This is a genomic window from Streptomyces sp. NPDC006208 (assembly GCF_040613775.1).
Taxonomy (GTDB): domain Bacteria; phylum Actinomycetota; class Actinomycetes; order Streptomycetales; family Streptomycetaceae; genus Streptomyces.
In genome coordinates this window covers 1-13,251 of the sequence record NZ_JBEXSW010000067.1, presented here as the reverse complement: position 1 = coordinate 13,251, position 13,251 = coordinate 1, and the positions used below count along the sequence as shown (strand labels likewise).

Genomic DNA, 13,251 nt, shown 5'->3' with positions numbered 1-13,251 from the left:
AGACCTCGTGGAGCGTCATGCGCGTTTATAGCTGGCCTTCAACTGGTCAGCGGTTAGGCCAGTGACCTTCGCACTGCTTCGACCAGCGACGTGGCACGCACATCGTTGGGACCGCCGATGATGTCGTTCATCGCATAGCCAAACGCGATCCCGTGCTCCGGGTCGGCGAAGCCGAGTGAGCCGCCTCGACCGGTGTGGCCGAATGCGTTCGGCCCGGTCATGGGGTCGGTCTCGGTGGGCAACATGTAACCGGCGAAGGCGACGACGCCGGTCTGCAGGAATGGGTCAACCCCTCTTCCCTCGTGGCACCGTGGGTGGACATTGCGGCGTTCCGCGCGGACGACGCGGCGGAACTGACATTGGCCGAGGCGTCGCGCCATGTGAGGGGCAGCACGGATTTCGAGGCCACGCGGCTGGTCCTCGGGTTCGTCCGACCGAAGAGCAAACTGCGCCTACGACGCGGCGTCCCGGACGCAGGGACGCTGGCCCTATGGTCTACGAGAACCGCGGCAGCCTATGCCTGGCCGGTTGGCCGGTCACCGAACGCCTCGCCGACACGATTCTGCCGGAGGCGGACCGGAAGCAGCAGACTTTTGGCAGGAACGGGCCCAGTCCTCCTGGTACTCCTAGGGCGTTTCTGATGGCTCTTGCTGGGGTGGGTGGATCACTGCTCGGGCCGGGCACCGGTGTCGTATGGTGCGGCGACATGAGCTGACGGACGCGCAGTGGCAGAAGATCGAGCCGTTACTGCCCGGCAATGGCAGGCCCGGTGGGCAGTGGGCCGATCACCGCAGGGTCATCAACGGGGTGCTGTTCCGGGCCCGGACGGGAGTGCCCTGGCCGGACCTGCCCGAACGATACGGCCCCTGGCAGACCGTCTACGAGCGGCATCGCCGCTGGTCGGCAGACGGCACCTGGAAGGCCATCCTGGAAGAACTGCAGATCGAGGCGGACGCCGGCGACCCGGACGGTGCGCTCGCCCGGAAGGAGTGGGCGGTGAACATCGACTCGACCTCCTGCCGGGCGCATCAGCACGCGGCCGGGGCTCCGCACCGGCCTGCAGCCGACTACCCGCAAAAGGGGGCGGGGCGCGTGAGGAAGCTGATGGGCGCGAGGCGTTGGGGCGCTCGCGGGGCGGGCTGACCAGCAAGGTCCATCTGCTGTCCGATGACAGGGCCCGCCCGCTGACCTGGCAGACATCGCCAGGCCAGCGTGGGGACAGTCCGATGTTCGTCCCCGTGCTGGCCGGGTTACGCATCCGGCGGCGCGGCCGGGGCCGCCCGCGCAGCCGACCGGACCGCGTGCGTGGTGACAAGGCGTACTCCAGCCGCGACAACCGCGCTTACCTGCGGCGACGGGGCATCAAGGCGACCATCGCCCAGCCCGACGACCAGCGGGCCGCCCGCAAGCGGCAGGGCCGGGCCGGAGGCCGCCCCCCGGCCTTCGAGAAGGCCCAGTACCGCCGCCGAAGCGCGGTCGAACGGTGCGTCAGCAAGTGGAAGCAGTTCCGCGCGGTGGCCAGTAGGTACGACAAGCGCGACTACATCTTCAACGGCACCCTGACCGTCGCCGCGATGGTCATCTGGCTCCGTGACACCGTCCAAGAGCCATCAGAAACGCCCTAGTCGCCGCCGGAACGACCGCAAGCTGGACGCGGAGGCGGCTGTCCTGAGTACCGTCATCGGCCTCCAAGTGGAGCGAGGGTGGGCTCGGGGGGTGCGGCTGCCCCGGACCGGGGGGAGGCGCGCTCAGCCGGCGCAGAAATGTTGTCAGGAAGGTGGAGGAGGGGGCGCATGGGGACCGTGGTGCACGTGCCGCAGACGAGGGACATGCTCGGGGAAGAACTCTCGGGAGACGAAGCGTTCACCGCGCTGCGCCGCTACGGCGGGCGCAAGCTCTTTCTCGATGCCTTCTCCCGTTTCCGCTACGCGGACGGATTCAGCTTCGCACGCTCCTTGGCATTCCAGGTCGTTGTGGGAATAGTGCCGTTCACGATCGCTCTTGTCGGGGTGGCGACGACCGTGCACACGGAGAGTCTGAGCCGTGTGATCGAATTGACGGTCGGCAGGATCGTGCCGGGAGCCAGTACGGAGTTGGTGCAAGACGCCCTGGGAGACACACGACGCAGTGCCGAAGCGGACGCGGCGGGTGCACTCGCGATGTGGTTGGGGCTCGGTTTCGCCGTGCTCAACCTTGCCTCCGCGATGGGGCAGATCGAGCGCGGCTGCAACCGAATCTACGGCATCGAGCGCGACCGCCCTTTCCTCAGCAAATACGGCCGCGGGCTGCTGCTGGCGATGGCGGGAGGCCTCCCGCTGGTACTGGGCTTTCTCGTGCTCGTCGCGGGCGAGGCGGTCGGCGAGTCGATGGTGGAGGCCCTGGGCTGGTCCCGGTCCTGGCTCGGCTGGTGGGGGCCGCTGCAAATACCCCTCGGCGTGCTGCTCGCCGTCCTGGCCTCCGCCGCCATCTTCCGCTGGTCCCCGCGACGCGACCAGCCCGGCTACACCTGGCTTGCCTTCGGATCCGCCGTTCACCTGATCCTGTGGGTCGGCGCCACTTGGCTCCTCGCCTTCTACGTCGCCAAGAGCGGCTCGTTCGGCACGGTGTACGGGCCCCTGACGGCATTTGTCGCGCTGCTGCTGTGGGCGAACCTGACCGGCGTTGCCCTGTTCCTGGGCATCGCTTTCGCCGCCCAGCTCGAGGCGGCCAGAGCCGGTATCGTCGACCCGGTTCACCCGGACCCCGGGCCCGACTCCTGAGTGGAGCCCGTGGCATCTGAGCGACCCCGGGGCCACACGAGCCCGTCGTGCCGCATGCCTGCGCCGACGATTCGCGGCCCGGTCGGCTACGCGTGGAACTCGGTCAGGTCGATGGCGTGAACGTTCAGCGGTATGCCGTAGACCGGATGCGTCGTCTCGCGTGCCAGCACCATGCCGAGCTTGCGCATCACGTTCTCCGGGGCATCGTCGTCCACTGCGCTGATGCTGATGACACGGTCGAGGCCTCGATCTTGGAGCGCGAACTCCGATGTGGCGTGCGCGCCTTCGGAGGCGTCTCCCTGGCCCCAGAACTGAGGACCCAGCCTGCAGCTGATCCCCACGGCGGGCAGCACCTCCGGCAGGAACTCGGGCACCGACAGACCCACGAAACCGGCCGCCTCGCCCGAGGCCGGCAGCTCGGCGGCGAAGAGGCCGAACCCTCCCTCGTCCCACTCCTCCTCCCACCGCTGCATGGCCTCGGCCGTCTGGTCCAGGTCCTGGACCGAGCCATCGGCGACCCAGCGCGTGACCTGCGGATCCGCGGTGATGTCCGCCATGGGGGCAAGGTCGTCGTCATGCCGGCGACGGAGGATGAGGCGGGGGGTGCGGACCTCGGTCATGGCACCCGTCCTCGCGGAGGAAAGGGCAATAGCGGCAGTCGGCAGGACGAGCGCTGGGCCTGGGGGCGCCCGGCGCGTCCTCGTCCGGAGGAGGTCGCAGCGGCGGTCGGCGGGCCCGCGGCCTGGACCTCGATGAGGGGACTCAGGCGACGCCGCTCACAGGACTGTCGTGCAGCCAACCGCGCAGCGTGGCCTGGGCCCCGGCCTGGAACCGTGTGTCGGCGTTCAGTTCCGCGAGCAGCTGGCTGATCCGGCGGCGGGCGGTGTGCACATGGACGCCGAGCCGCCGGGCGATGGCCTCGTCCTTGAGGCCCGCTGCGAGCAGTCCCAGCAGTTCCCGCTGAGGATTCGCGAGCGGGCTCCCGGGGCTGCCGAACGGTGTCGCGCGGTCCCACACCGTTTCGAACAGGGGCAGCACGGCATTGCGCAGCAGGCAGTTTCCGAGGACGAGTGCGGACATGGTCGGGTCGACGGCCTCGGTCGGTGGCAGGAGGCACGTACGGCTGTCGACGGCGATGAGCTTGGTGGGCAGGGCCGTTCCCACGCGGGCCTGGAGTCCGCGTTCCGTGAGCTCGGTCAGGCAGCGGACTTTCCCCGGATAGTCGAGACCTCTGCGGTCCAGGACCGCGCGCACGGTGACGCCCCGCTCGAGGAGATCCTCGATCCCCAGTCCCGGCGGGTTGGTTCCGGAGGACGGCTCACCGGGGACCCCCTTGACGTACGGCGGGCTGTCGAGGATGAGCACCTCCCGTTCGGCGGAGGCGAGCAGGCCGTCGGCCCGGGCAGCGATGTCGGCGGCGCCGGTGACGACCTCGAAGTCGCCGAGCGCGGCCTCGGGAAAGCCGGACATGAGGCGGCCGGCGATGCGGTCGGCGTGGGTGCGCAGTCGTTCGAGTTCGGCCGACTGGTGGTGAAGTGCCGCTTGGCGGCGGTGGATCAGGATCCGCAGGGCGGCGGCGGGGGCGGTCGGGCGGGGCAGAGCGTCCGGGGCGGCCGCGGGGTCGGGTGCGGTGAAGCCGTGGTCGGCAAGACAGGCGAGTGCTTCGTCGAGCCGGGCCCGGGGGACGGCCAGTAATCGGGCGAGGTCCGCGGCGTCGGTTGCCGACGCCAACAGAAGGGCCCGATAGGCCTGTTCCTCCGTCTTTCCCAGCCCGAGGCCGTGCAGTTCGGTATCGATCATGCGCGGAATTCTTGCCCTCCGCACAGTTTCCCCACAAGTGCGCGTATCCACTTGTGAGTTCGTCGGTGGTGTTGGCAGTGAAGCGCCACAGGGTTTGCATGGTCGTGACCGAACGCACGCGTTCAGGCACAGCCCGTGGAGGAATCGCCTTGCGCAAGCACAGATCACGTTCATTCGCAACGGCCGGACGCACATCCGGGGGGATGTCCGGTTCCCTGAGCAACGGCGGCCAACTGGCGGCCCTGCTCGCCACCGCTCTGCTGGTGGCCGCCGGCCCGGCTCAGGCAGTCGAGTCCAGCAATCCCACCGCGGACATCGTCCCCGGCAAGGAGACGGCAACTCCCGCACTTGTCGAGGGCATACGCGAGCCCGTCGACGCGAAGGCCAGTCCGGCCGACGCCGCCCGCGACCATCTGGCCGCGAAGGAAAGCCGCTACAGGATCGCGCGGCCGGGCACGGACCTCACCCCCGTGGCCACCCTGCGCAGCGGGGTGGACGAGACCGTCCGCCTGCAGCAGAAGCACCGGGGCGTCGAGGTGCTCGGCGGCCAGTACATGGTGCGGATGGAGAAGAAGGACGGCCGCCGGGTCGTCACCGGTACGTCGGGCCACTACTTCACAGGGCTGACGACGACCGCCACTCCGTCCGTCGATGAGGACCTGGCTGTACGGCGTGCGGTCGCGGCCACCGCCCGGCAACTCGGTGCCGCCGAACTCGGCAAGGACGACGTGGCCCGCGCGGAGGGCAAACAGACACCCTCGGTCGCCGCACTGTCCGGCGAGGCCGACGGACTGGTGGTGCTGCCCAAGGGCGAGGGTGTCCTCGCCTACCGGGTGACCGTGAGCGGCACCACTCCCGGCAGTGGCGCGCCGATCGTGCGCGAGGTGTACATCGATGCCCGCGCCGGCTACCCCGTGCTCCAGTACAGCGCCCTGAAGACGCTGACGGCTCCTGGAACAGAAGCCGCCGCGGCCGGCCGGCAGGCCGAGGCAGGGGACGAGCCCGTCACTGCCGCCGATCTGCCCTTGGCCACCGGGACCGGTATCCGGCTGAACGGCAGGAAGGCCGACCTGGAGCTGTCGCACGACACCGCCGCGGGCCGGTATCTCATGACCGACCGCTCACGCATGCGCGGCACCAGCAAGAACGCGCTGTCGACCTGGGACGCACGCGGCCGGTACGTGTCCGAGGCGTCGGGTGTGTGGCCGCGCGGTGTGAAGGAGTTCTCGTCCTCCAACACGGACTTCGACGCCGCCGCCACCGACTCCGGAGCCGTCGACGCCCACTGGAACGCGGGCCAGGTCTACGACTACTTCAAGAAGTCCCACGGCCGCGACAGCCTCGACGGCCAGGGCATGACGGTCAACTCACTTGTGGGCGTGACGTATTACGGCTTCCCGTACGTCAACGCCTTCTGGGACGGCCAGAAGATGGTGTACGGAAGCGGCGACAAGGAGTACAAGCCGCTCTCCGCCGACACCGACGTGGTCGGCCACGAGATGACGCACGGCGTCGTCGAGAACTCGGCGAATCTCGTCTACGCGGGTCAGCCCGGCGCCCTGAACGAGGCCCTGGCCGACTACTTCGGCAACGCCATCGACGTCATCGCCAACGGGACGTCCATGGACGACCCGGGCGCGGGCCTCATCGGCGAGGATCTGTGCCGTACCAAGACGGCTGCCGACTGCGCCCTGCGGGACCTCAACGACGGGGCCACCACCTCCAAGAGCTTCCTCGGCGTCTCTTTCGCCACCGACAACGGCGGAGTGCACCTCAACTCCACCATCTTCTCCGGGGCCCTGTGGGACATGCGGGAGGACCTCGGCGGCGAGCTGGCCGACAGAATCGTCTACAAGGCGCTCACCGAGTACATGACCCCGCTGGACGGATTCACCGAGGCCCGCAACGCCGTCCTCGCCGCTGCCGAGGACCTCGGAGTGAAGGCCGGGCAGAGCAACATCATCAAGCGGTCCTTCAATGCCCATGGCGTCGTGCCCGGCTGGGAGGACGCTCTCGGTGTCGACTCCGACACCCTGTTCGGCAGGCTCAACACGGCGGACTCCGGTGTCGGCGCGGGCGGCGGCTGGTGGACGACGTCCAAGTCCAACGACGACGGCTCGGAGCCGTACTCCGTGTACGCCGGCCGACTGGACGGCAGCGGCGCGCCGAAGGTGATCAGCCCCAACGACGGCCGCTACCACACCTCGCCCGCCACCGACGGCAAGACCGTCGTCTGGGCCGCGTACGGGCCGACGTCGGTCGACATCCTGTCCCGCCCCGTCGCGGGCGGTCCGATCAAGAAGCTGCACAGCTCCGCGACGGGCGTGGCCGGTCTGCGCGTCGACAAGGGCGTGACGGTGTTCGAGGAGTACGACTTCCTCGGCGGTCGCCACGTGGCCTACCTGCGGCCCGCCGACAAGGCGCCTACGTTCGTGGACGGCCGCGACTGGAATCTCGGCACAGCCCTCCCGTCGGTCAAGGGCGACAAGCTCGTCTACGCGAAGCTGTACCCGCAGGACGGTGACTACCGCCTGGGCGTGGAGATCATGGACCTCGCCACCGGCAAGGCGGCCCTCGTCGACCAGTTGGACGCGGCGCAGGGCCTGGGCCAGACCGGCGTCAACGGCCGCAACGTCTTCTGGCTGGCCAACATCAACGGCTCCGACCAGGGTCAGATGACGATTCTGCGCTCGGACCTGGACGGCACCGGCACCGTGAGCCTCAGCAACGAGTACAAGCCGGGTGCGCTGATCGCATCGGAGCTGACCGTTTCGCAGGACGCCCTGACGGTGACGGCGCAGACGCCTGACACCCAGTACCGCAACGAGACCCTGCCGAAGCTGTGGCAGTTCAGCACGGACGGCTCGCGCAAGGGCCGGGTCTCCTGCAACCGCGGTGACCAGAGCTACCCGGCGGCCGGCGACGGGCGCCAGGTGGCCTGGATCGACGGCACCACCGGCTGGACCGACCTGGTGGTCCGCGAGCGTCCGGCGGGCAACTGCTGACCCTCACCCGCACGGCGCCCCACCGAAGGCTCCCGGGAGTCCGCCCGCAGCGGATTCCCGGGGGCCTTCCCTGTTGGTCTGCTGGGTCCTGAAGGGTGACGTGGTACGGCAGCGGCCTGCCGGGCTGGTTGCCGAACGGCGCCGTGTGGTTGTGCAGGCCGGGCCGCGCGCACGCCGGGGCACAGCCCCTCGGCTGCGCCCCGGCACTTCCACTTCCCACCCCTCTCGGGTGGGAAGTCATGTCGTCTTGGTGCTTTCCATGACTGCTTCGATGTCGTGGCCGGCGTTCGTGCCTGGTGTGTCTGTGGTGATTCCGAGGAGGAAGGAGGTGCGGTTGTCGTCCACGGTGATGAGGGTCATCGTCAGGCGCGCGGTGCCACCTTTTTCTTCTTTCACGTTGAGTGTCACTGTGTGGGCCGGGTGGCTGCTGACGGTTGCGGGCCGGGATTTCTCGAGCGTGGCGGCTTGGTCCGGGAAGAAGAATTCGGCGTTCGACCTGGCCGCGGCCTCTGCCTGCCGTTGTAGGTCGGAGGGGGGTATGACCTGCCGGGCCCGGCCGGCGAGAACTGTTTTGCCCGTCTCGCTGTCCTGCTTGGTCCTGCTGGTGATCTGTGAGGTGAAGCCGCTGATCAGGTCCTTGTCCTTTGCTTCGTCGTGTTCCCATCCCTCGGGTATCGCGTATGTCAGCCCGGCCCGGGTGTCGTTCACCCGCGGCCGGCCGGTCAGCGGGGAGCCGTCGTCGTCACGGCCCAGCCACCACGCGGTGGCGGCTGAGCCGGTCAGCAGCAGGGTGAGGGTCACCACCATGGCGACGGTGCGCGCCCGCCGTGGGCGTGGTGGTGCCGGATGCGGGTGCCGCGCGTCGTCGGGGCCGGGCGGGTTGTGCGGGTGCCTGGTGAGTGGCGGTGTCGTCATGCGTACAGCTTTGCGGGCCGTTCCGGTTCTCGCCTGAGCGCTCCTACTCAGATGCCGGGCCGGCCGCCTCCGTCGTGTGCCCGGAGGGCGGGGACCCGCCCGCCGAACCACGACGGGCGCCGGTCATCGGCTCGGCTCAGTTCGCCGCCTTCTTCACGAGCGCGCCTATCCTTGCCTCGACTTCGGCGGTCAGCTCTTTCAGTGCGTACGAGGCCGGCCACATGGCGCCTTCATCGAGGTCTGCCCTGTCGCTGAAGCCGAACGTCGCGTACCTGGCGTTGAATTTCTGCGCGCTCTGGAAGAAGCAGAGGACTTTGCCGTCCCTGGCGTATGCGGGCATCCCGTACCAGAGCTTGGGGGAGAGGCCCGGCGCGCTTTCCTTGATCACGGCATGGAGCCGTGCGGCCATGACCCGGTCCGGTTCCTGCATCTCGGCGATCTTCGCGAGCACGGCGGCTTCCTCGTCCACCTTGCCGGCGCGCGGTCCGCGGCGCGCGGACGTCTTCAGCTCCTGGGCGCGCTCCTTCATCGCGCCTCGTTCCTCGTCGGTGAATCCCTCGAACGTCTTGCCGGTCGAGGTGGTGCTCCGGGCGGGCTTCTGCGTGTCCTTCATTGCGGGTTTCCTTCCGGTTGTACGGGGTGTGAGGCGAGGCATCGCCATGCTCGGGGGCCGCCGCCGCGGCGGCCCCCGGGACTGACGTTCACGGGGCGTTTCGCCGCTGAAGGCTCCGTTCCTGGGGGCCGGCTGCTGTCATCCCCAGGCGCCGGCGATCTGGCGGGTCGCGGCGTTGAGCCGGTTGAACAGGTTGGTGACGCCGATCATCAGGACGAGGGCGGCCAGCTGCTTCTCGTCGAAGTGGGTGGCGGTCGCGTCCCACACCTCGTCGCTCACCGCGTCGGGACGGTCGGCCAGCCTTGTTGCGGCCTCGGCCAGCGCAAGCGCCGCCCGCTCCGGCTCGGTGAAGTACGGAGCCTCGCGCCAGGCGGCGACCGCGGCCAGCCGCTCGTCGCCCACACCGGCCTTGCGGGCCGACTTCGCGCCGCCGTCGACGCAGGCGCTGCAGCCGTTGATCTGGCTGACGCGCAGGTGCACCAGCTCCAGTGTCTGGGCGTCCACCCCGCCGGAGTGCACGGCCTTGAAGAGCGTCTGGATGGCCGGCATCGCGTCCGGCAGGACGACGGCGGGGTTGTGCATACGGGACTGCATCTCGGTCTGCTCCTTGTTTCGGGTCGGTGCCCCGGTTCCCTCGGGGTGTGGGTCCATATCAGCCGGATCCGCTCACCACGGCCACGGCGGTGGGACACCGTGGGACAGCTGAATCAGCCTTGAGCAGCGGCGACTTGGCCCGGTAGGTTTCTGACGGGACGGGACACGGGGGGCATCTGATGGATGTGCGGCAACAAACGGCGAAGGCAGACCCGCAGAGCGAGCTGGCGGCCCGGCTGCGTCTGCTCCAGGAACTGTCCGGGCTCGGCGTGCGGGCCCTCGCGCGGGACACCGGCCTCAGTTCCTCATCGCTGTCGCGTTACCTCAGCGGCCAGACCGTGCCGCCCTGGCCCGCGGTGATCGCTCTGTGCCGACTCGTCAAGCGCGACCCCCGTCCACTGCGCCCCCTGTGGGAACGCTCCTCCAGCCCTCTTCCCGCGCCCCCGAAGTCCAGCCGCCAGGGCCGGCCGAGGCCCCGCAACGATCTGCCGCGCGACGTGAGCGACTTCACCGGGCGCCAGGCCCAGCTCGCCGCCGTGCTTGCCGCGGTGGACAGCCACCGGGTGGTCGCCGTCGACGGCATGGCCGGTGTCGGCAAGACCTGTCTGGCGATGCACGCCGCGCACCGGCTGGCCGCCGATTACCCGGACGCCCAGCTCTATGTGGACCTGCACGGGTTCACCGAGGGCCGGGATCCGCTCGATCCCGAGTCCGCGCTGCGGATGCTGCTCGCCGCGCTCGACGTCCCCTCCGAGAAGGTCCCGCTGGAGGGCGTCGAACAGCTGGCCGCCTGCTGGCGGTCGGAGCTGGCCCGCCGACGGGTCGTCCTGGTCCTCGACAACGCCGCCGACGCCGACCAGGTCCGCCCGCTGCTGCCCGGCGCCGGCCCCTCCGTCGCCCTGATCACCAGCCGCAATCGGCTCCTTGGCCTGGACGAGGTGCCCCCGGTGTCGCTGGACGTGCTGAGCCCGCAGGAAAGCGCGGAGCTGCTGGCCCGTGCCAGCGGCGAGGCCGGCGGGCCCGACGGCCGGCTGGCCCGCGAGCCGGAGTCCGCCGCCGAGGTGCTGCGGCTGTGCGGGCACCTGCCGCTGGCGCTGCGGCTGGCCGCGGCCCGGCTGCGGCACCGGCCGGGCTGGACCGTGGGCATCCTCGTCGAGCGGATGGCGCAGGGCGCGAGCGAGTTCGACACCGCGTTCGCCATGTCCGTGCGGCAGTTGGACCGGGCCCAAGCCCGCCTGTTCCGGATGCTGGGCCTGCTTCCCGGGGCGTACTTCGACGAGTACCTGGCGGCGGCGCTGGCGGACGTGCCGCTGCGCAGCGCCCGGGCGATGCTGGAGGACCTGCTCGACGCGCACCTGGTCCAGCAGCCGGTGGCCGGCCGCTACCGGTTGCACGACCTGGTGCACCAGCACGCGCGGCGGGCCGGCGTGGAGCAGGACTCGCCGGCCGAGCGGGAACGGGCGCTGGGCCGGATGCTCGACTACTACGTGCACGCGGCGGCCGCCGCGGATGCCGCGATGCCGTTCCTGTCGCCCGCCCGCCCGGCCTCCGCGGGCCGGCCCCCGGCCGAGCTGCCGCAGTTCGCGGACAAGAACGCGGCCTTTGCCTGGCTCGTCGCGGAGTACGAGAACCTGGTGGCCGCCTTCGAGACGGCGGTCGCCGTCGGGGCCGATGCGCACGTGTGCGAGCTGCCGCGATTTTTGCGGGCGTACTTCGCGCGGCGCTGCGGCACGACGCATCTCAACGCTCTCTTCGAGCGGTCACTGGCCGCCGCCGAGCGCCTGGGCGATCCGCTGCAACTGGCCGAGGCGCACAGCGACCTGGGCTTCGCGCGCTACAACGCCGGCAGGACGGAGGAGGCCGACGCCGCCTACGAGGCGGCAAGGCCGCGCTTGTCCCAGGCGCAGGACATGGGACCGGAAGCCGAACTGGCCATGCGCCGCGGCTATCTGAAGTGGGACGAGGGGTATGTCGAGGAGCCGCTCGAACTCTTCAGCCGGGCGGGGAAGCTGTACGAGAAGGCCGGCTGCCCCACGGGCGTGGCCCATGCGGCCGCGGCGCAGGCCTGGGCAATGCTGCAGCTGGGACACCGCGATCAGGCGGCACAGCGGGCCCGGGAGGTGCTGGACTTCCCCCACGCCGACCCCGCATGGCCGGCCACGCTGACGGCTCGGATCACCCTCGGCGTGGCCATCGCCCGTGAGGAACCCGACGAGGCGGCGGAGCACCTGCATCAGGCGCTGGCGCTGGCCCGCGAGGACGGGCACCTGCACAACGAGGCGTGGTGCCTCAACTGTCTGGGCGTCGCGCTGCGGCAGATGGGCCGGTACGAGGAGGCACTGGCCGCTCATCGCAAGGCGTTCGCGCTGCTGGACGAGCTGTTCGAGGAACACTGGAAGATCCGTTTCCTCAACGGCTACGGCGAGACCTGCCGGCTTGCAGGCCTGCCCGAGGAGGCGCTACGGCTGCACCGGCAGGCGCTGGAGCTGGCCCCGGCACTGGGATATCGGCACGAGGAAGCGCTGGCCCACGAGGGGATCGCGATCGTGCTCGACGAGAGGGATCCCACTGCGGCCGCCGAGCACCGTGCGGCGGGGCAGGCCGTCCTGCAGGACCTCAACCCCGGGGCCTGACGGAGCATGTCCAGCGGTGAGGCTCCAGGGTGAGGACGGCCTTTGCGGCTGCCGGGAGCCAGGCGGGGCTGCAGCGTCCCCGGCAAAAGATCCGCCAGGTCTTCCGCCGGGCCACAACGTGGCGGCCGGCCACCCGGCTTGGCCGAGGACCGGCGGTCGGCGCTTGACCTCGTTCGGTCGCATCAAGGAGGCACTCGAACAAGAACCCCGACGCGTCACACTCCTCGACGAAGCGCAATGGCTGGGCAATCACCAACGGGACCCTCACCCGCGACGCCCGAGCCTGGGGTGAGTGCCACCAGATCCACTGGGTCGCCCGCGACCGACTCCGTACCTGGGCCGAACACGGCACGGGGCTCCACGACCTGCTGCGCCTGCCGGATCGGCCTCCAAGGCGAGCACACGGACTGCGCACGGTCCTCCACGGTGCTTTGGCCCGGACGCCCTTCGAGCTTTGGCCGAAGCCGTCTTGGTGTCCACCAGGACGGCCCGGACCTCATTCGCCCAGAGCGTACGGACGGCGCCGACGCGAGGGTTCAGGAACAGGTTGTCAGCTTGAGTTTCAACCTCGCCTGGTTCGCCAGCCGCGCGGAGCTGCTCCCTGCAACTACCAGGTTTCTCAGGCGTGGTCACGGCTGGGTACCTGGGGTGTCAGTGGCGGCTGCCAGGATGATACTTATGACGATCAAGGACGTAGCCCGGCATGACGTGAGTGAGCCGCGGATCGAGCAGGCGCTGGAGAACATCCGGCGGCGGGCCCGCAGCCGCTGGCACACGATGCAATACGACTGCTACTCCGATGAGGAGCTGCAGGGAATGCGCGACGAACTCCTCGACCACCTAGGACTTGTCCGGTCGATCATGTGCGGAGCAGGAGTGGATCTATCCTGAGCGCCTAGGGAGGGGGTGCTGTGGAGCGGGATGTTCAGCTG

At 69.9% G+C, this 13,251-nt stretch carries 9 protein-coding genes and 3 pseudogenes; 6 read left to right on the top strand and 6 right to left on the bottom strand.

The features are described from left to right. Positions 1-53: 53 nt before the first annotated feature. Positions 54-251 (bottom strand): annotated as a pseudogene (locus tag ABZ208_RS35610) (esterase); the annotation flags it as partial. Between ABZ208_RS35610 and ABZ208_RS35605 the strand changes: the two are divergent. The 3 genes and pseudogenes from ABZ208_RS35605 to ABZ208_RS35595 all read left to right on the top strand — a co-directional run. Next, a pseudogene (locus ABZ208_RS35605) lies at positions 195-627 on the top strand (PE-PGRS family protein); the annotation flags it as partial. The pseudogenes ABZ208_RS35610 and ABZ208_RS35605 overlap by 57 nt on opposite strands. Before the next feature lie 66 nt (positions 628-693). Then, a pseudogene (locus ABZ208_RS35600) lies at positions 694-1,625 on the top strand (IS5 family transposase). Positions 1,626-1,793: 168 nt separating this feature from the next. Then, positions 1,794-2,759, top strand: a complete 966-nt coding sequence (locus ABZ208_RS35595) for a YihY/virulence factor BrkB family protein (RefSeq protein WP_356913590.1) — start codon at positions 1,794-1,796, stop codon at positions 2,757-2,759. Between the two features lie 86 nt (positions 2,760-2,845). On the opposite strand, the gene ABZ208_RS35590 is transcribed toward ABZ208_RS35595, so the two are convergent. Both ABZ208_RS35590 and ABZ208_RS35585 read right to left on the bottom strand, forming a co-directional pair. Next, on the bottom strand, positions 2,846-3,379 hold the full coding sequence (locus ABZ208_RS35590) for a GNAT family N-acetyltransferase (protein ID WP_356913589.1): 534 nt from the start codon (positions 3,377-3,379) through the stop codon (positions 2,846-2,848). A 142-nt stretch (positions 3,380-3,521) separates the two neighbouring features. After that, a complete protein-coding gene (locus tag ABZ208_RS35585) occupies positions 3,522-4,559 on the bottom strand; it encodes a helix-turn-helix domain-containing protein (RefSeq protein WP_356913588.1) in 1,038 nt (345 codons plus the stop codon). Positions 4,560-4,762: 203 nt separating this feature from the next. Between ABZ208_RS35585 and ABZ208_RS35580 the strand changes: the two genes are divergently transcribed. Further along, complete coding sequence (locus tag ABZ208_RS35580) at positions 4,763-7,564, top strand: M4 family metallopeptidase (protein ID WP_356913587.1); 2,802 nt, start codon at positions 4,763-4,765, stop codon at positions 7,562-7,564. 237 nt (positions 7,565-7,801) lie between these two features. Here ABZ208_RS35580 and ABZ208_RS35575 read toward each other — a convergent pair whose 3' ends face one another. The 3 genes from ABZ208_RS35575 to ABZ208_RS35565 form a co-directional block, all read right to left on the bottom strand. Then, positions 7,802-8,365, bottom strand: coding sequence for a hypothetical protein (locus ABZ208_RS35575; protein WP_356913586.1), 564 nt, complete (start codon positions 8,363-8,365; stop codon positions 7,802-7,804). Between the two features lie 250 nt (positions 8,366-8,615). Continuing rightward, positions 8,616-9,092, bottom strand: coding sequence for a DUF1801 domain-containing protein (locus tag ABZ208_RS35570; RefSeq protein WP_356913585.1), 477 nt, complete (start codon positions 9,090-9,092; stop codon positions 8,616-8,618). A gap of 138 nt (positions 9,093-9,230) precedes the next feature. Further along, positions 9,231-9,686: a carboxymuconolactone decarboxylase family protein gene (locus tag ABZ208_RS35565; protein ID WP_356913584.1), complete on the bottom strand. Its 456-nt coding sequence runs from the start codon at positions 9,684-9,686 to the stop codon at positions 9,231-9,233. Positions 9,687-9,865: 179 nt separating this feature from the next. Here ABZ208_RS35565 and ABZ208_RS35560 point away from each other — a divergent pair, with 179 nt between their 5' ends. After that, a complete protein-coding gene (locus tag ABZ208_RS35560) occupies positions 9,866-12,319 on the top strand; it encodes a tetratricopeptide repeat protein (protein ID WP_356913583.1) in 2,454 nt (817 codons plus the stop codon). A 678-nt stretch (positions 12,320-12,997) separates the two neighbouring features. Beyond that, the gene (locus tag ABZ208_RS35555; protein ID WP_356913582.1) at positions 12,998-13,210 is read left to right on the top strand and encodes a hypothetical protein; all 213 of its coding nucleotides are present in this window, start codon (positions 12,998-13,000) and stop codon (positions 13,208-13,210) included. Positions 13,211-13,251: the final 41 nt, after the last annotated feature.